Source organism: Pseudomonas sp. sp1636 (genome assembly GCF_030376615.1).
GTDB lineage: Bacteria > Pseudomonadota > Gammaproteobacteria > Pseudomonadales > Pseudomonadaceae > Aquipseudomonas.
In genome coordinates, this window is sequence record NZ_JARRAB010000015.1 from 13,001 (window position 1) to 31,594 (window position 18,594).

Sequence of the window (18,594 nt, forward strand, 5' to 3'; positions counted from 1 at the left end):
TAACCCCAGCTCATCACCCGGCTGCCGGCAGCCGGGTGTCACGGACTTCCAGTGGGTGGAAAATCATGACTATGGTACTCGGCATTCCGCTGAGCGTGCTGCTCGGCCAGCTGTTGCTCGGGCTGATCAACGGGGCCTTCTATGCCTTGCTCAGCCTGGGCCTGGCGATCATCTTCGGTCTGCTACGGATCATCAACTTCGCCCATGGCGCCCAGTACATGCTCGGTGCCTTCGCCGCCGTGCTCGGCCTCAACTACCTGGGGGTGAACTATTGGGTGGCGCTGGTGCTGGCACCGCTGCTGGTCGGCGCCCTCGGCATGCTTATCGAGCGCGGCCTGCTGCGCCGGATCGCCGGCGAGGATCATCTCTATGGCCTGCTGCTGACCTTCGGCCTGGCGCTGATCGTCGAGGGCTGCTTCGTCAAGCTGTTCGGCGTCTCCGGTGCGGCCTACCCGATGCCCGAGCTGCTCAAGGGTGGCTATAACTTGGGCTTCATGTTCCTGCCCACCTACCGTGCCTGGGTCGTGGTGGCGGCGCTGGTGGTGTGTCTGGCCACCTGGTACATGATCGAGCGCACCCGACTCGGTTCTTACCTGCGTGCCGGCACCGAGAACCCCAAGTTGATGCAGGCCTTCGGTATCAACGTGCCGCTGCTGATCACCCTGACCTACGGCTATGGCGCGGCGCTGGCGGCGTTTGCCGGGGTGCTGGCCGCACCCATTTATTCGGTCACCCCGACCATGGGCGCCAACCTGCTGATCGTGGTGTTCGCCGTGGTGGTGATCGGCGGCATGGGCTCGATCATGGGCGCCATCATCACCGGCCTGGCCATGGGCCTGATCGAGGGTTTGACCAAGGTGATCTATCCGGAAGCGGCCAATACCGTGGTGTTCCTGGTGATGGTGCTGGTGCTGCTGGTTCGTCCCGCGGGACTGTTCGGAAAGGAGACATAAGCATGACGAGTCTGCACATCAAACAGGGCAGCCTGGTGCTGCCGCCGCAAGTGGTGCGCGAGCGCCAGCAGGCGGCACAGCGGCGCCAGCGCTGGTTCTACCTGGCACTGTTCGGTATCGCGCTGGTCGCACCGCTGGCGGTGTACCCGGTATTTCTGATGAAGCTGCTGTGCTTCGCCTTGTTCGCCTGCGCCTTCAACCTGCTGCTCGGCTATGCCGGCCTGCTGTCGTTCGGCCACGCCGCCTTTCTCGCCACCGGCGGCTACGTCACCGGATATATGCTCAGCCAGTACAGCGGCCTGGGCACCGAGCTGGGGATACTCGCCGGCACCCTGGCCTCCACCTTGCTGGGGCTGCTGTTCGGCCTGCTGGCGATCAGACGCCAGGGCATCTATTTCGCCATGATCACCCTGGCGCTGTCGCAGTTGGTGTTCTTCATCTATTTGCAGGCGCCGTTCACCGGAGGCGAGAACGGCCTGCAGGGCGTACCCCGTGGCCATTTGCTCGGGTTGTTCGACCTGAGCGACAACCTGACCCTGTACTACTTCGTCCTTGCGGTGTTCATCTTCGGCTTCGCCGTGATCCAGCGCACCATCCATTCGCCCTACGGCCAGGTGCTCAAGGCGATCCGTGAGAACGAGCCGCGGGCCATCTCCCTGGGCTACAACGTCGAGGCGCACAAACTGCTGGCCTTCGTTATTTCCGCCACCTTGACCGGCCTGGCCGGCTCGACCAAGACCGTGGTGTTTCAGCTGGCCTCGCTGACCGACGCCCACTGGCATATGTCCGGCGAGGTGATCCTGATGACCCTGCTCGGCGGTGTCGGCACCGTGCTCGGCCCACTGGTCGGCGCCGGCGTGGTGGTCACCCTGCAGAGTTACCTGTCCAACGGGCCGTTGGGCGAGTGGGTGCATGTGATCCTCGGGGTGATCTTCGTCGCCTGCGTGTTGCTGTTCCGGGCCGGCATCGTCGGCTGGGTGCTGAAACTGGCCAGGCGCAACTTCTAAAGCAAGCCTGCTGTTGTCTGCTCAAGGTGCGGATCGAGATCCGCGCCGGGGGCGCTGTTTGCCTGATTTTTGCTCTGCCGAGTCGTCGGCGGGGTTGTCTAGACGCCACGGGAAACCCCGTGGGTAACAGGTCGGTTGCATTGGCCGTCGCGGGTATTGCTTGGCAGTTGGTTGCCTGGTGTTGCGGCACTACCCACCTACAAGAAGAGAGACCCATGTACGTTGAAAACTCGATTACCAGGCCCTTCAAGGCCAAAGTCCTCTGCGTGGCGATTGCTGCCAGCCTTGCTGGCTTCATGGCGCCCGCCAGCGCCGACACCGCGTCCGACCTGGAGGTGCTGAAGGCGCAGATCGAAGCGCTGCAGAACAGCATTGCGGCGCTCGAGCAGAAGCAGGCCGAAACCGCCAAGGCGGTTTCACCCGCCAACAGCGTGACCGCCGGCACCACCCCAGGTTCGTTCAAGCTGCCCGGCTCCGATACCTCGGTCAAGTTCGGCGGCTACGTCAAGGCCGACCTGATATATAGCGACAGCAGCGCGGGCGCAGGCAGCACGCTCGACCAGTTGCTGGTTCCGGGTTCGATTGCCCTGGACAACGACACTGAGGACGGCCAGGTGACCCTTCACGCCCGCCAGACCCGTCTGAACGTCGCCACCAGCACCCCGACCGCTTGGGGCGAGCTCAAGACCTTCGTCGAGGCCGACTTCTTCGGCGCGAACGGCAACGAGATCGTCAGCAACTCCAACGGCCTGCGCACCCGCCATGCCTTCGGCAGCCTCGGCGGCCTGCTCGCCGGCCAGACCTGGTCTACCTTCATGGACGCGGGCTCCCTGCCCGAGACCCTGGACTTCGGCGGCCCGGTCGGCGAACTCTTCATCCGCCAGACCCAGGTGCGCTGGACCGAGGGCTTCGACGGCGGCTCCTGGTCGGTCGCGGCGGAAAGCCCCGAGTCCTACCTGACGACGGCCAATGCCGGCGGCGGTACGAATGCGGCGAGCGACGACGACAAGGTGCCCGACCTCGTTGCTCGAGTGGACTTCAACACCTCCGCCGGCCGCTTCGCCCTGGCCGCGATGGCGCGCAACATTCGCGTCGATACGGCCACGGCCGCCGACGACCAGTGGGGTGGCGCGCTCGCCGCTTACGGCGTAGTGCCGACCGTCGGCAAGGACACCTTCCAGTTCTCGCTCACCGCCGGCAACGCGCTCGGCCGCTACATGGGCCAGGCCGTGTTCTCCGACGGCGACGTCGATGCCGCCGGCAAACTCAACCTGAACAACCAGTGGGGCACGATCCTCGCCTACCGCCACTTCTGGGCAGACAACCTGCGTTCCACGCTGGCGCTGTCGACCGCCCGGGCGAGCAGCCCGAGCGCTGCGACGACGCGGAACATGAACGAAAGTGCCGACACCGCTCACCTGAACCTGCTGTGGAGCCCGGTTGCCAACACGACTTTCGGCCTCGAACTGATTCACGCGAGGCGCGAAACGGAAGATGGCCGCAATGGCGAGTTGAACCGCGTCCAGACCTCGGCGCAGTACAACTTCTGATCGCTCGCGCCGTCTGACGGCGCTGCAGCTAGGGTTGGGGACGATTCTTGCTTTTGCGTTGTTTTGCCTTGTTGCGCGGAGGCACCACCCGCAGCAACTTCGGCAGCGACCTGGGCGAGAACCGCTTCATCGTCAGCTACTGCTAGCCGCTCGATCCGATTGTTCTCCGGTGTGAAGTTTGCCGGGCCCTGGTGGCCCGGTTTTTTTATCGTCGTCTCTCGCCGCTTATGCCGATCTGGATAGCGGCCGGTCACCTTCACCGCCTGCCTGCGGCCGGTGTGCCTGTTCTGGTCAGTCGTTGCGTTGACGTTAACGTAATGAGTTGTTAGCGTTCCCAGGCTCATAACCATGAACCCGTGCCGTGCGGACTCAGGCGCGGCCTTTCCCATGGGCAATCGACCAAGGATCAAGCATGACCGCCAAGACCTACAGCATTTCCGAACTGGCGCGCGAGCTGGACGTGACCACCCGGACCATTCGTTTCTACGAAGAGCAGGGCATGCTGTTACCGACCCGGCGCGGCCAGGAGCGGATCTATACGGCCAAGGACAGGGTCGCGCTCAAGCTGATTTTGCGCGGCAAACGCATCGGCTTCTCCCTGGCCGAATGCAAGACCCTGATCGAGCTGTACGACCCGCGGGGCGACAACCGCAACCAGCTCAACATCATGCTGGGCAAGATCGCCGAACGGCGCCTGCAGCTGGAGCAGCAGTTGCTCGATATCCAGCAGATGCAGCTGGAACTGGACACGGCCGAAGAGCGTTGCCGCGCCGCCTTGCTGGAAATCCCCGAAACCCATTGAAGCCTTGGGCCGCCGCCGCTCAATCCGGGAGTGCGCGCAAGGCGCCCTGCAGGGCGCTCAGTGCCATGTCGCGCAGCAGGTTGAGACGTGCCGGCGCGCTCAGCTGCGGCGTCTCGACCCAGGCCGGCAGCTGATTGAGCAGGGCCACGATGCCACTCAAGGCGGCGCGGCGGTTGTTGCCGAGCGGCTGCCCGGTGAAGCGCTCCACGCTTGCCACCAGCTGCTGTTCGTAGCGGCCGCGCAGCGCCCCGATCTGTGCCTGTTGCTCGCTGGTCAGGCAGTGGCTGTCGTATTCGGCGAGGCGGAAATGCGCGCTCATGCTCGCGTGCAGCTGTAGGTGCGCCTCGAGCAGTCCGTGCAAACACTCGGCTGGAGTCGCCGCCTGCTGGTTCACTTGGCGGGCGCCATGCAGCAACTCTTCGTAGAGTTCTTCGATCAACTCGAACAGCAGCGCCTCTTTGTTTTCGATGTGGTTGTAGATGGAGCCGGGTTTGATGCCAAGGTAGTCGGCCAGCTCGCGCATGCCGACCCGGCTGAAACCGCGTGCGGCGAACAGGCACAGGGCCTGCTTGCGGGTGGCCTGATAGCGTGAGGGATCGGCGATTCGCTGGGTGGCGGGCATGGCTGTTCAGGATGGTGGCTGGGCGAGCGTCGAGCATGGCGCCCCGGGCGGGAAAAACCCAGGTCGCCAGCGCTCGATTTGCCTGAGCGGTTTGGCCAGTGGCCGCTTACAACGGGTAATGCGCCAGTTCGCGGGCGATCAACAGGCGCTGGATTTCGCTGGAACCCTCGTAGATCTGGGTGATACGCGCATCGCGGTAGTAGCGCTCCACCGGGAAATCCTCCAGGTAGCCATAGCCGCCGTGGATCTGCAGAGCCTTGGAACACACCCGCTCGGCCATCTCCGAGGCGAACAGCTTGGCCTGCGAGGCCTCCGACAGGCAGGGCAGGCCGGCGCTCTTCAGGCGGGCGGCGTGGTGGATCAGCAGGCGCGCGGCGTTGAGCTGGGTGTGCATGTCGGCGAGCAGGTTGGCCACGCTCTGGTGCTCGGCGATTGGCTTGCCGAACTGGATGCGTTCGCGGGCATAGCCCAGGGCCGCCTCGAAGGCCGCGCGGGCGATGCCCAGGGCCTGGGCGGCGATGCCGATACGGCCGCCCTCAAGGTTGGACAGGGCGATGGCCAGACCCTTGCCGCGCTCGCCGAGCAGGTTGGCGGCGGGGATGCGGCAGTCGGCCAGGGTCACCGCGCAGGTGTCGGAGGCCTTGATGCCCAGCTTGTGTTCGCTGCGCTCGACCAGGAAACCCGGGGTTTTGGTCGGCACCAGGAAGGCCGACAGCCCCTTCTTGCCCAGTGCCGGGTCGGTCACGGCGAAGACGATGGCCAGCTCGGCACGTTTGCCGTTGCTGACGAACTGCTTGGCGCCGTTGAGCACCCACTCATCGCCGTCGAGCACGGCCTGGGTGCGCAGGTTGTGCGCCTCGGAGCCGGCCTGGGGTTCGGTCAGGCAGAAACAACCGATGGCCTGGCCGCTGGCCAGCCGCGGCAGCCAGCTGCGTTTCTGCGCCTCGCTGCCGTACCTGAGCAGCGGCCCGCAGCCGACCGAGTTGTGAATGCTCATCAGGGCGCCGAGGGCACCGTCGCCGGCGGAGATTTCCTCCACGGCCAGGGCGTAGGCGAGGTAGTCGGTGTAGCTGCCGCCCCAGTCCTCGGGCACCACCATGCCGAGCAGACCCAGCTCGCCCATCTGCGCCACCACGGCGTCGTCGAGCCAGCCGGCCTTCTCCCAGGCCTGGGCATGCGGCGCCACCTCGCTGCGGGCGAAGTCGCGGGCCAGGTCGCGGATCATGCGTTGTTCTTCGGTCAATTGGCTGTCGTGCATTACAGCGGTCTCCTCGGTTCTGGCCGCGTGCTTCAGGCGTGGCGCAGGGGGTTACTGGCGGCGCAGCGAAAGCCGCTGAAGAAGGCCTGCACCCGCTGCGGATCCAGTTCGGCCAGGGTCGGCGGGTTCCAGCGCGGGGCCTTGTCCTTGTCGATGATCAGCGCGCGGATGCCTTCGATCAGGTCGCCGCGTTCGAACCATTGGTAGTCCAGGTGCAGCTCCTGGGCGAAGCAGTCGGCCAGCGGCAGATTACGGCCGCGCTGCAGCAGCTCCAGGGTCACCGCCATGGCCAGCGGCGAGCGGCTGTCCAGCACCCGCACGCAGTTCTGCGCCCAGGCCAGCAGCTCGGGGCGGTTCTCGCTGAGCAGGGCGGCGCGGATCGCCGCCAGGTCGGGCAGGGCGAAGTAATCGTCGATGGCCTGGCGCAGAACCTTGAGCTCGCTAGAGGGCAGCTCGCCGTAGGCCATGGCCTCGAGCAGTTGCTGCAAACATTGCAGCGGCGAGCCCGACCAGCTCAGGCTGTCCAGCGCCTGGTCGAACTCGACCAGCCGTTCGCTGGCCAGGCAATGGTCGGCCAGCCCGGCGTAGAGCGCGTCGGCGGCGCCGACCTGGAGGCCGGTGAGGCCCAGGTAGAAGCCCAGTTGGCCGGGCAGGCGGGGCAGGAAGTAGCTGCCGCCGACATCCGGGAAGAAGCCGATGCCGACTTCCGGCATGCCCAGCTTGGCCCGCTCGCTGACCACCCGTAGCGAGGCCGCCTGGGCCAGGCCCATGCCGCCGCCGAGGACGAAGCCGTCGAGCAGCGCCAGCACCGGCTTGGGGTAGCCGTGCAGGTACTGGTCGAGGGCGTACTCCTCCTCGAGAAACAGTTCGTGCTGGTTGCCGCCGCTGGTGTAGCTGTCGTACAGCATGCGGATGTCGCCGCCGGCGCAGAAGGCCTTCTCGCCGTTGCCGCGCAGCACCACGGCGAGCACCTCGGGATCCTGCTCCCAGGCATGCAGGTGCTGCAGGAGCAGGCGCACCATGGGCAGGGTCAGGGTGTTCAGGCCGCTCGGACGGTTGAGGCACAGGTGGCCGATGCGGTTGCGCACGCTGGCCAGCACCGGGGCTTCGGCGCCGCTCATGCCTGGGCTTCCTGGCGGTACAGCTTGATGATGGCGGAGAAGTCCAGGCCGCCGTTACCCTGCAGACTGAAGCTCTGGTACAGCTGCTGGGCGGCGGCGCCGAGCAGTACCGGCTGGCGCGCGTGCTTGGCCGCTTCGGTGGCCAGGCCGAGATCCTTGAGCATCAGGTCGCTGCCGAAACCGCCGCTGTAGCCGCGCGCGGCCGGGGCGTTGTCCAGCACGCCGGGGAACGGGTTGTTGATCTCCGAGCTCCAGCAACGGCCGCTGGAGGTGTTGATGATGCCGGCCAGGACTTTGGCGTCCATGCCCAGCGCCACGCCGAGGGCCATGGCTTCGGCGACGCCGACCATGGAGATACCCAGCAGCATGTTGTTGGCGATCTTGGCCACCTGGCCGTTGCCCGCCGCGCCACAGTGGACGATGTTCTTGCCCATGGCGGCGAGGATCGGTTGGGCGCGGTCGAAGTCGGCGACATCGCCGCCGACCATGAAGGTCAGGGTGCCCGCTGCGGCGCCGCCGGTGCCGCCGGAGACCGGCGCATCGAGCATGGGATTGCCCTGGGCGGCTGCCTGGGCGGCCACTTCGCGGGCGCTGAGCGGGTCGATGGTGGAGCTGTCGATCAGCACCACGCCCGGAGCGACTTGCGCCAGCAGGCCGTCCTGGCCGAGGTAGACCTGCTTCACCTGGGCCGCCGCCGGCAGCATGCTGACGATGGCCGCGACCGGCGCCTGGGCCACCGCGGCAGGCGATGCGGCACTCGTGGCGCCGGCCTCTACCAGGGCGGCGACAGCCTGGGCGCTGGGGTCGAAGACGGTGACGCTGTGGCCGGCCTTGAGCAGGTTGCGGGCCATGGGGCCGCCCATGTTGCCGAGACCGAGAAATCCGATATGCATGGTGAATACCTCTGTAATGGGGGGCTCAGCGGTGCTGAAACTGCGGTTGGCGTTTTTCCACGAAGGCGCGCATGCCTTCCTTCTGGTCGTGACTGGCGAACAGCGAATGGAACAGCCGGCGTTCGAAACGCACGCCCTCGGCCAGGCCCAGTTCGAAGGCCCGGTTGACGCATTCCTTGACCAGCATGCTGGCCGGCAGCGACTTGGCGGCGATGCCACGGGCCGCCGCCAGGGTCTGTTCGAGCAGCTCGGCGGCGGGGAATACCCGCGCCACCAAGCCGGCACGCTCGGCTTCCTCGGCGCCGAGCTGGCGGCCGGTCAGGCACAGCTCCATGGCCTTGGCCTTGCCCAGGGCGTGGGTCAGGCGCTGGGTGCCGCCGATGCCGGGGATCACTCCCAGGCTCAGCTCCGGCAGGCCGAAGCGGGCGGTGTCGGCGGCGTAGATGAAGTCGCACATCAGCGCCAGCTCGCAACCGCCGCCCAGGGCGTAGCCGGCCACCGCGGCGATCAGCGGCTTGCGCCGGTTGCCGATGCGGTCGGCGGCGGCGAAGAAGTCGTCGAGGTAGATCTGCGGGTAGCCCTTGTCGACCATCTCCTTGATGTCGGCGCCGGCGGCGAACGCCTTGGCCGAGCCGGTGATGACCATACAGCCGACTTCCGGGTCGGTTTCCAGGCGGTCGAGCACCTGGTTGAGTTCGCCGATCAGCTGGCTGTTCAGGGCGTTGAGCGCTTGCGGTCGGTTGAGGGTGATCAGGCCGACGCGTTCGCGCACCTCGACCAGCAGGGTTTGATAGTCCATGGCGATGTCTCCTGAGAGGCCGGCGCCAGGCCGGCCCGGCAGCCTTACTTGAGGGTGATGGTGGTGTTGACCGCGGCGCTGCTGTCGTCCTCGTCGAACCAGCGCTGGGTGACCGTCTTGGTCTGGGTGTAGAAGGTCACCACCTGTTTGCCGTAGGGGCCCAGGTCGCCGAGCTTGGAACCGCGCGAACCGGAGAAGGAGAACAGCGGCACCGGCACCGGAATCGGCACGTTGATGCCGACCTGGCCGACGTCGATCTCTTCCTGGAAGTGGCGGGCGGCGGCGCCGGAGCGGGTGAACAGGGCGGTGCCGTTGCCGTTCGGGTTGGCGTTGATCAGCTCGATCGCCTCGTTGAGGTTGGCGGCGTGCATGATGCAGAGCACCGGGCCGAAGATTTCCTCCTGGTAAACGCTCATCTGTGCGGTGACCCCGGAGAAGATCGTTGGGCCGACGAAGTTGCCGTCCTGGTAGCCCGGCACGCTCGGGTTGCGCCCATCCAGTTCGAGGGTGGCGCCTTCGGCGATGCCGCTGGCGATCAGGCCGTTGACACGCTCCAGCGCGGCGCAGGAGATCACCGGGCCGATGTCGGTGCCTGGCTCGGTGCCGGCGTTGACCTTGAGGGTTTTGCTTCGTTCGATCAGATCCGGCAGCCAGCTTTGCGCCTCGCCCACCAGGATCACCACCGGCAGGGCCATGCAGCGTTGGCCGGCGGCGCCGAAGGAGGCGCCCAGCAGGTTGTTCAGGGTCTGCTGCTTGTTGGCATCCGGCAGGACGATGGCGTGGTTTTTCGCGCCCATCATGCACTGCGCGCGCTTGCCGTTGGCGGTGGCGCGGTTGTAGACATGGGTGCCGACCTTGGTCGAACCGACGAAGGACACCGCCTTGATGTCCGGGTGGTCACAGATCAGATTGACCGCCTCGACGCCGCCGTGGATGACGTTGAGCACGCCCTTGGGTACGCCGGCTTCGAGGGCCAGCTCGGCCAGGCGCATGGTCACCAGCGGATCCTGCTCGGACGGCTTGAGGACGAAGGTGTTGCCGGTGGCGATGGCCATGGGGAACATCCACAGCGGGATCATCGCCGGGAAGTTGAACGGGGTGATCCCGGCGCATACGCCCAGCGGTTGCAGCAGGGTGTAGGTGTCGACCCCGCCGGCGACGTTGTTGGCCAGCTCGCCCATCTGCAGGCTGCCGATATTGGCGGCGTGCTCGACCACTTCCAGGCCGCGGAACACGTCGCCCTCGGCGTCCGGCAGGGTCTTGCCCTGTTCGGCGGTGAGCAGCGCCGCCAGTTCTTTCATGTTCTCGCGGATCAGTTGCTGGTACTTGAGGAAGATCCGCGCGCGGGCGCCGATCGGGGTCTTGCGCCAGGTCTTGAAGGCTTCGGCGGCGCTGGCCACGGCGGCGTGCATTTCCTCGGCAGTGGCGAAGGGCACGCGCGCCAGGACTTCCTGGGTGGCCGGGTTGACCACGTCGCGCCATTGTTGGGTCTTGGATTCGACGAATTCGCCGTTGATCAATAGCTTGACGCTGGGAACTGTGGAAGAGGTCATTTTCGGATCCTGTCTGCGGTCGTAGGTCGAGTACGCCTCCTCGGCGCCTTGGGCCGAGGGGCGGGGGGTAGGGGTGGGCGTAGCGGCCCGGTTCAGCCCTTCAGTTGCGGGAAGTCTTCTTCGAAATATTCCTGGGCGCCGCGCGCCTCGCCCTGGCGGCGCTGCGCCTCCATCTGTCGCAGTTCCACCCGGCGGATCTTGCCGGAGATGGTCTTGGGCAACTCAAGGACGAACTCGATGCGCCGCACCCGCTTGTAGGGCGCCAGGTGCTCGCGGGCGAAGGTGAAGATCTGTTCGGCCAGCGCCGCATTGCCGGTCTGGTCGTGGGCCAGGATCAGGAACGCCTTGGGCACCGCCAGGCGCAGCGGGTCGGGGCTGGGCACCACGGCCACTTCCATCACCGCCGGGTGCTCGATCAGCGCGCTCTCCAGTTCGAAGGGGCTGATGCGGTAGTCGGAGGCCTTGAACACGTCGTCGGCGCGGCCGACGAAAGTGATATAGCCGTCGGCGTCGATGGCCGCGGTGTCGCCGGTGCGGTAGTAACCGTCACGCATCGCCTCGGCGGTTTTCTCCGGGCTGTCTTCGTAGCCGAGCATCAGGCCCAGCGGATGGGGCGTCAGGGGCAGGGCGACTTCGCCTTCGCTGGCGGGCGCGCCGTCCGGGTCGAGCATGCACACGCTGTAGCCGGGCAACGGACGGCCCATGGAACCGGGCTTGAGCGGCTGGCCGGGGGTGTTGCCGACCAGCGCGGTGGTTTCCGACTGGCCGAAGCCGTCGCGCAGGGGCAGCCCCCAGGCTTGCTGGATTTGCTCGATGATCTCCGGGTTGAGCGGTTCGCCGGCACCGACCAGCTCGCGCAGACGCAGGCGCTCGCGGCAGCCGGCCAGGTCTTCCTGGATCAGCATGCGCCAGACCGTCGGCGGCGCACACAGGCTGGTGATGCCGTGACTTTCCAGCACCTTGAGCAGGGCCGGGGCGCTGAAACGTGCGACGTTATGGATGAACACGCAGGCGCCAGCGTTCCAGGGGGCGAAGAAGCAGCTCCAGGCATGCTTGGCCCAGCCCGGCGAGGAGATGTTCAGGTGGACATCGCCCGGCTGCAGGCCGATCCAGTACAGGGTCGACAGGTGGCCGACCGGGTAGCTCTGGTGGCTGTGCAGCACCATCTTCGGCTTGCTGGTGGTGCCGGAGGTGAAATACAGCAGCAGCGGGTCGCTGGCCTTGGTGATGCCATCGACCTGGAAGTGGACGGGGTAATGGCTCGCGGCATCATGCTCGACCCAGCCGCTGACGGCCTCGCCGACGCAGATGCGCGTGCAGCCCGGGGCCTGGTCGGCGAATTTGGCGGTATGCTCGCTGCCGACCACCAGGTGACGCACGCCGCCGCGCTCGATGCGGTCGCGCAGATCATCGCTGGTGAGCAGGGCGGTGGCCGGGATCACCACGGCGCCGAGCTTGAAGGCCGCCAGCATGGTTTCCCACAGGGCGATGTGGTTGCCGAGCATCAACAGGATGCGCTCACCACGGCGCACGCCCCGCTCACGCAGGTGGTTGGCCACCCGATTGGAGCGTTCGGCCAGCTCGGCGAAGCTGTAACGCCGCTCGCTGCCGTCTTCCTCGACTATCCACAGCGCCGGTGCCTGGTTGCCGGCGGCCATGGCGTCGAAGTAGTCCAGCGCCCAGTTGAAGCTGTCGAGTTGCGGCCAGCGGAAATCGCGCACGGCGGTGGCGTAGTCGCTGCGGTTGGCCAGCAGGAAGTCGCGGGCGGCGAGGAAGGGTTGGCAATTGCTGTTCATGGTTTCGGCCCTGTCTTGTTGTTGTCGGGACTGGCCTGATACCCAGCTCGATCAGGCTTATGGGCCGAGTATAGGTAGGCGTTTGCGCAGTAAGAAGGTGTAAATAAGCCGAACAGATATGCAAAAAACTTATAGCTGATCGAGTGTACGGGCGGGCATAGAGCTGTTCGGCATTCCGCGGGGGCGGGCTGGTCAAGAAGTGGCGCGCGGGGTATATGTGTGCACATTTCCGATATGCCTACCTGAAAAAGCTGAGCCCATATGCAAAAAAATACGGCTGGCGACAAACTCAACTGGGATGATCTGCGTTTCTTTCTCGCCGTGGCGCGTACCCGCACGGCGAGTGCCGCCGCCCGCCGCCTGGAAGTGGACTACACCACGGTGTCGCGGCGCATCCGTGCCCTGGAGCTGAGCCTGGGGGCGCTGTTGTTCGAGAAATCGCGCTCGGCCGGCTTTGTCCTGACCGTCGAGGGCCAGCGCCTGCTGGGCCATGCGGAAACCCTGGAGAGCACCCTGCAGGCCGCTTGCGAGCAGGTGTCCGGTTCCAGCATGGAGCTCTCCGGGCATCTGCGCATCGGCTGCACCGAAGCATTCGGCTGCTATTTCGTCACCGCGCAGATGAGCCATTTTCTCGAGGCTTATCCGCAAATTTCGCTCGATGTGCTGCCGGTGCCGCACTTCGTCAGCCTGTCGCGGCGCGAGGCGGATATCGCCATCACCCTGGAGCGCCCGGAGCGCGGCCCCTATGTCTGCTCCAAACTCTGCGATTACCGCTTGCGCCTGTATGCCACGGCGGATTATCTGGCGGGCCATGCGCCGATCCACAGTCGCGAGGATCTCAACGGCCACTCGTTCATCGGCTATGTTGATGATCTGGCGTTCAGTCCCAAGCTGCTCTACCTCAACGATCTGATTCCCGGTGCCTCAAGCCAATTACGCAGCACCAGTGTGATCGCGCACTATCATGCGGCTCTGGAGGGCCGCGCAATGGCTATCCTGCCGTGCTTTATCGCCGGCCCCGACCCGCGGCTGAACGAGATCCTGCCCGAGGAGATCGAGGTCACCCGCCAGTTCTGGATGTACTACAGCGAAGACCTGCGCAGACTCAAACGCATCACCCTGGTGGCCGAGTACCTGCGTGCCTGTGCCGAACTCAATCGGCCCTTGCTCCTCGGTGAGTCCACGGAAATGGCCTACCCGGCTCCCGGCTTGTCGAGCGGGAAATGATCCAGGTGGCGATTGCCAGGCGACTGAGGCTATGCAAATGAACGGAGCCCCGGCATGACCGCTCGCAGCGTCGACAAAGGCACCATCTCGGTCAGGCTGGTCGGCGAAGCCCTGCGCGAATGGCGTGCCCAGGGCCGGGATGCCAGCGCGCTGCTGAGCCAGGCCGAGATCGCTCCCGAGCTGCTGGACAAGCCCTATGCGCGGGTTTCCGCGCAGGCTTATGCACGGCTGTGGTTGCTGTTGGCCAAGGCCATGGACGACGAGTTCTTCGGCATGAACGCGCGGCGGATGAAGTCCGGCAGCTACGCCTTCATGGCCCGTTCGGCGCTGAAAGAGCCAAGCCTGGGCGCGGCGCTGGACAACGCCTTGGCCTTTCTCAGCCTGGTGTTCGACGACCTGACACTGCGTCTGGAGCACCAGGCCGGGCTGGCGGCCATCGTTATCGACGAGCCGCCGGGACAGGCCTGCCGGGCCTTTGGCTGCTTTACCCTGTGGATCATCGTGCACGGCCTGGCTTGCTGGCTGCTGGGGCGGCGTATCCCGATCCTGGCGGTGGAGCTGCGTTGCCCGCAGCCGGACTACCTGGAAGATTACCGGGTGATGTTCAGCGCCAACCTGCGTTTCGCCCGCCCGCACAGTCGCCTGCTGTTCAATGCCGATTGCCTGGCGCAGCCGCTGCGCCGCAGCGAGCGCGAGCTCAAGCGTTTCCTCGCCGGGGCGCCGGCCAATATCCTGGTTCGGTATCGCGATCCGCAGAGCCATGCCGCCCGCATCAAGGCCTACCTGCGCAACCTCAAGGCCGAGCGCTGGCCGGACTTCGAGGCGCTGTCCGGGCACTTCTACATGGCGCCCTCGACCCTACGGCGCAAGTTGGCGCTGGAAGGCCAGTCCTACCAGGGGCTCAAGGATCAGGTGCGCCGCGACCTGGCCATCGCTCGCCTGGACAGCGACGCGGGTAATTTCACCGAGCTGGCCTTCGAGCTGGGGTTTGCCGACAGCAGCGCCTTCTACAAGGCGTTCAAGAAGTGGACCGGAACCACGCCGGGACAATATCGCGCGCTGATGCACCCCGAGTTACAGCCTGATTAGGCGCGATTGTCCAAATTGCTCAGCCAGATTGACCCGCCTCGACATTGCCGCGACGCACCTGCACCGCGACTATCGTGGTTACTCCAGACAACAACAAACCGGGAGTCTTCCTGATGCGCGATTACCTCAACGCTGCCCGCGAGTTCGACTATCCGAGTGCCGCCGCCACGACTCTGGCGGGTTCGCTCGATGCGCTCAACGCCTGCGTCGAATGCTGTGACCGGCACGCCTTACCCGGGCGCATCGCCCTGTTCTGGGAAGGTCGCGACGGCAGCAGCGCCAGCTACACCTTCGCTGAGCTGCAACAGCAGTCGGCGCGTTTCGCCAATTTCCTCCAGGCCCAGGGCGTGCGGGCGGGCGATTGCGTGGCGGGGCTGTTGCCGCGCAATGTCGAGTTGCTGATCACCGTCCTCGGCACCTGGCGCCTGGGTGCGGTGTACCAACCGCTGTTCACCGCCTTCGGCCCCAAGGCCATCGAGCACCGGGTGCAGAGTTCCGGCGCCAGGCTGGTGGTCACCGATGCGGCCAATCGGGCCAAGCTGGACGAGGTCGCGGACGCGCCGCTGATCGTCACGGTCGCTGGCGCCAAGGGCCAGGGCATCCAGCGCGGCGACTTCAGTTTCTGGGCCGAGCTGGAGCGTCATTCGGCCGAGTTCGAGCCGGTGCTGCGCTCGGCCGAAGACCCCTTCCTGATGATGTTCACCTCCGGCACCACCGGCCCGGCCAAGCCGCTGGCGGTGCCGCTCAAGGCGATCCTGGCGTTCGTCGGTTATATGCGCGAGGCGGTGGATCTGCGCCCCGAGGATGCGTTCTGGAACCTGGCCGATCCCGGTTGGGCCTATGGCCTTTACTACGCGGTGACCGGCCCCTTGGCCATGGGCCATCCGACCACCTTCTACGAAGGGCCGTTCACGGTGGAGAGCACCTGCCGGATCATCCGCCAATACGGCATCACTAATTTGGCCGGCTCGCCGACTGCCTACCGCCTGCTGCTGGCCGCCAGGGAGCAGGTCGAACCGCTGCTCAAGGGGCGCCTGCGTGCGGTCAGCAGCGCCGGTGAACCACTGACCCCGGAGGTGATTCGCTGGTTCGCGGGCGGCCTCGACGTGACCATTCACGATCACTACGGCCAGACCGAACTGGGCATGGTGCTGTGCAACCACCATGCGCTGGCCCATCCGGTGCGCCTCGGCGCCGCCGGTTTCGCCGTCCCCGGCCATCGCGTGGTGGTGCTCGATGAACAGCAGCGCGAGCTGCCGCCAGGCCAGCCGGGCATTCTCGCGCTCGACCGGTCGCGCTCGCCGTTGTTCTGGTTTCCCGGCTACCTGGGCATGGCAACCCGCGCCTTCGTCGGCGACTATTACCTAAGCGGCGATACCGTCGAGCTGAACGAGGACGGCAGCATCAGCTTCGTCGGCCGCAGCGACGACGTGATCACCACTTCCGGCTACCGGGTCGGCCCCTTCGACGTGGAGAGCGCGCTGATCGAGCATCCGGCGGTGATCGAGGCGGCGGTGATCGGCAAGCCCGATCCGGAACGCACCGAACTGGTCAAGGCCTTCGTCGTGCTGCAGCCGCAGTTCCGCGCCGCCCCCGCCCTGGCCGAAGAGCTGCAGCAATACGTGCGCAAGCGCCTCTCCGCGCACGCCTATCCGCGCGAGGTCGAGTTCGTCAGCGAGCTGCCGAAGACCCCGAGCGGCAAGATCCAGCGCTTTCTCCTGCGCAACCAAGAGATCGCCAAGGCCCAAACGGCCGCGAGCCACTGAACAAGGAATTGCAAGCATGCGTATCGAAAACCGAGTGTTCCTGCTCACCGGTGCCAGTTCCGGCCTGGGCCTGGCCAGCGCCCGTGCCCTGGTCGAGCAGGGCGGCAAGGTCGTACTGGCCGACATCAATGCCGAGGCCGGCGCGGCGCGGGCCGAGGAACTGGGTGGCAACGCCCGCTTCGTGCAGACCGACATCACCCGCGAGGAAGACGGCCGCCATGCGGTGGCCACTGCCCTGCAGGTCTTCGGCGGCCTGCACGGGCTGGTCAACTGCGCCGGCATCGCGCCGGCGGAAAAGATCCTGGGGCGCAACGGCGTGCACGGATTGGACAGTTTCAGCCGGGTGATCGAGGTCAACCTGATCGGCAGCTTCAATATGCTGCGCCTGGCCGCCGAGGCCATGGCCCAGGGCGAGGCGAACGAGCAGGGCGAGCGCGGGGTGATCATCAATACGGCCTCGGTCGCCGCTTTCGACGGGCAGATGGGCCAGGCCGCCTATGCCGCCTCGAAAGGCGCGGTGGCGGCCCTGACCCTGCCGGCGGCGCGCGATCTGGCGCGTTCGGGGATCCGCGTGATGTGCATCGCTCCGGGTATCTTCGAGACGCCGATGATGGCCGGCATGCCGCAGGAAGTCCGCGATTCGCTGGCGGCCAACGTGCCGTTCCCGCCGCGCCTCGGCCGGCCGGACGAATACGCCGCGCTGGTGCGCCATATCATCGAGAACAGCATGCTCAACGGCGAGGTTATCCGCCTGGATGGCGCCTTGCGCATGGCGGCGAAATAAATGGTCTAAACAGTGGGTAGCCCGGATGCAATCCGGGAGCGCTGTAACGGCAACCCCGGATTGTATCCGGGCTAGAGAATTTGGCGATGAGAGACAACAAGATGACCATGAATTCCGATCCGGTAGTAATAGTCAGCGCCGCGCGCACGCCGATGGGCGGCTTTCTCGGCGACTTCAAGGACGTCACCGCCGCGCAGCTGGGCGCCGTGGCGATCCGCGCCACCCTCGAACGCGCCGGTCTGGCCTGTGACGCGGTGGACGAGGCGCTGATGGGCTGCGTGCTGCAGGCCGGCCAGGGTCAGGCGCCGGCGCGTCAGGCGGCCCTCGGCGCCGGCTTGGCCTTGGGCACGGTGTGTTCGACGGTGAACAAGATGTGCGGTTCGGGGATGAAGGCGGCGATGCTCGGCCACGACCTGCTGCTCGCCGGCAGCGCCGACGTGGTGCTGGCCGGCGGCATGGAAAGCATGTCGAATGCGCCCTATCTGCTGGAGCGCGCGCGCAGCGGCTACCGCATGGGCCACGGCCGGGTGCTCGACCATATGTTCCTCGACGGCCTGGAAGACGCCTACGACAAGGGCCGCTTGATGGGCACCTTCGCCGAGGACTGCGCCCAGGCTTACGGCTTCAGTCGCGAGCAGCAGGACGCCTTCGCCATCGCTTCCCTGAGCCGGGCGCAGCAGGCCATGAACCAAGGGCGCTTTGCCGCCGAAATAGTCGCGGTCGAAGCCAAGGTGGGGCGCGAATCGCGCCTGATCGACAGCGACGAGCAGCCGCCCAAGGCGCGCCCGGAGAAGATCCCCACCCTGAAACCGGCGTTTCGCGAGGGCGGTACGGTGACCGCGGCCAATGCCAGCTCGATCTCCGACGGCGCCGCGGCGCTGCTGCTGATGCGCCTGTCCGAGGCGGAGAAACGCGGCCTCACGCCGCTGGCGGCGATTCGCGGCCACGCCAGCTTCGCCCATGCGCCGGGCCTGTTCGCCACCGCGCCGGTCGGCGCCGTGCAGCGCTTGATGAACCGCACCGGCTGGGCGCTGAGCGAGGTCGATCTGTTCGAGATCAACGAGGCCTTCGCCGTGGTGCCGATGGCGGCCATGCGCGACCTCGACATCCCCCACGATAAGCTCAACGTGCATGGCGGCGCCTGCGCCCTCGGCCACCCGATCGGCGCGTCCGGCGCGCGGGTGCTGGTGACCCTGCTCAGCGCCCTGCAGCAGTACGACCTCAAGCGCGGAGTCGCCTCGTTGTGCATCGGCGGCGGCGAAGCCACGGCCATGGCCATCGAACTGCTGTAGACGCTAACCACCTGGTAGGAGCCAGCTTGCTGGCGATCTTTTTAGGTCAAAAGCATCGCCAGCAAGCTGGCTCCTACAGGCT

At 66.3% G+C, this 18,594-nt stretch carries 16 protein-coding genes; 9 read left to right on the forward strand and 7 right to left on the reverse strand.

Annotated features, from left to right (window positions below; genetic code table 11):
• Positions 1-65 precede the first annotated feature (65 nt).
• The 4 genes from P8H27_RS15140 (at position 66) to P8H27_RS15155 (ending at position 4,312) form a co-directional block, all read left to right on the forward strand.
• Complete coding sequence (locus P8H27_RS15140; protein ID WP_289638421.1) at positions 66-953, forward strand: branched-chain amino acid ABC transporter permease; 888 nt, start codon at positions 66-68, stop codon at positions 951-953.
• Positions 954-955: 2 nt separating this feature from the next.
• Positions 956-1,960, forward strand: a complete 1,005-nt coding sequence (locus tag P8H27_RS15145; protein ID WP_289638422.1) for a branched-chain amino acid ABC transporter permease — start codon at positions 956-958, stop codon at positions 1,958-1,960.
• A gap of 215 nt (positions 1,961-2,175) precedes the next feature.
• On the forward strand, positions 2,176-3,510 hold the full coding sequence (locus tag P8H27_RS15150) for a DcaP family trimeric outer membrane transporter (RefSeq protein WP_289638423.1): 1,335 nt from the start codon (positions 2,176-2,178) through the stop codon (positions 3,508-3,510).
• A 412-nt stretch (positions 3,511-3,922) separates the two neighbouring features.
• Positions 3,923-4,312 carry a MerR family DNA-binding transcriptional regulator gene (locus tag P8H27_RS15155; protein ID WP_289638424.1) on the forward strand — a complete coding sequence of 130 codons (390 nt, stop codon included), beginning with the start codon at positions 3,923-3,925 and terminating at the stop codon, positions 4,310-4,312.
• Positions 4,313-4,331: 19 nt separating this feature from the next.
• Here the strand turns inward: P8H27_RS15155 and P8H27_RS15160 are convergent, their stop codons facing one another.
• From P8H27_RS15160 to P8H27_RS15190, 7 genes are all read right to left on the reverse strand, one after another.
• The gene (locus tag P8H27_RS15160) at positions 4,332-4,934 is read right to left on the reverse strand and encodes a TetR/AcrR family transcriptional regulator (RefSeq protein ID WP_289638425.1); all 603 of its coding nucleotides are present in this window, start codon (positions 4,932-4,934) and stop codon (positions 4,332-4,334) included.
• 106 nt (positions 4,935-5,040) lie between these two features.
• On the reverse strand, positions 5,041-6,192 hold the full coding sequence (locus P8H27_RS15165) for an acyl-CoA dehydrogenase family protein (protein ID WP_289638426.1): 1,152 nt from the start codon (positions 6,190-6,192) through the stop codon (positions 5,041-5,043).
• Positions 6,193-6,224: 32 nt separating this feature from the next.
• The gene (locus P8H27_RS15170) at positions 6,225-7,313 is read right to left on the reverse strand and encodes an enoyl-CoA hydratase/isomerase family protein (RefSeq protein ID WP_289638427.1); all 1,089 of its coding nucleotides are present in this window, start codon (positions 7,311-7,313) and stop codon (positions 6,225-6,227) included.
• The gene (gene mmsB, locus P8H27_RS15175) at positions 7,310-8,206 is read right to left on the reverse strand and encodes a 3-hydroxyisobutyrate dehydrogenase (protein WP_289638428.1); all 897 of its coding nucleotides are present in this window, start codon (positions 8,204-8,206) and stop codon (positions 7,310-7,312) included. The genes P8H27_RS15170 and mmsB overlap by 4 nt, the downstream gene beginning before the upstream one ends.
• Before the next feature lie 25 nt (positions 8,207-8,231).
• Positions 8,232-9,005 (reverse strand): enoyl-CoA hydratase, encoded by a 774-nt coding sequence (locus P8H27_RS15180; RefSeq protein WP_289638429.1) that lies wholly within the window; start codon positions 9,003-9,005, stop codon positions 8,232-8,234.
• A 44-nt stretch (positions 9,006-9,049) separates the two neighbouring features.
• Complete coding sequence (locus P8H27_RS15185; RefSeq protein WP_289638430.1) at positions 9,050-10,558, reverse strand: CoA-acylating methylmalonate-semialdehyde dehydrogenase; 1,509 nt, start codon at positions 10,556-10,558, stop codon at positions 9,050-9,052.
• Between the two features lie 92 nt (positions 10,559-10,650).
• Entirely contained in the window at positions 10,651-12,354 is a 1,704-nt protein-coding gene (locus P8H27_RS15190) for an AMP-binding protein (RefSeq protein WP_289638431.1), read from the reverse strand.
• A gap of 261 nt (positions 12,355-12,615) precedes the next feature.
• Here P8H27_RS15190 and P8H27_RS15195 point away from each other — a divergent pair, with 261 nt between their 5' ends.
• The 5 genes from P8H27_RS15195 (at position 12,616) to P8H27_RS15215 (ending at position 18,512) form a co-directional block, all read left to right on the forward strand.
• On the forward strand, positions 12,616-13,581 hold the full coding sequence (locus tag P8H27_RS15195) for a LysR family transcriptional regulator (protein ID WP_289638432.1): 966 nt from the start codon (positions 12,616-12,618) through the stop codon (positions 13,579-13,581).
• Positions 13,582-13,635: 54 nt separating this feature from the next.
• Positions 13,636-14,670 (forward strand): AraC family transcriptional regulator, encoded by a 1,035-nt coding sequence (locus P8H27_RS15200; protein ID WP_289638433.1) that lies wholly within the window; start codon positions 13,636-13,638, stop codon positions 14,668-14,670.
• Between the two features lie 113 nt (positions 14,671-14,783).
• Positions 14,784-16,436, forward strand: a complete 1,653-nt coding sequence (locus tag P8H27_RS15205; RefSeq protein ID WP_289638434.1) for an acyl-CoA synthetase — start codon at positions 14,784-14,786, stop codon at positions 16,434-16,436.
• Between the two features lie 16 nt (positions 16,437-16,452).
• A complete protein-coding gene (locus P8H27_RS15210; protein ID WP_289638435.1) occupies positions 16,453-17,220 on the forward strand; it encodes a 3-hydroxyacyl-CoA dehydrogenase in 768 nt (255 codons plus the stop codon).
• Between the two features lie 107 nt (positions 17,221-17,327).
• A complete protein-coding gene (locus P8H27_RS15215) occupies positions 17,328-18,512 on the forward strand; it encodes an acetyl-CoA C-acyltransferase (protein WP_289638523.1) in 1,185 nt (394 codons plus the stop codon).
• Positions 18,513-18,594: the final 82 nt, after the last annotated feature.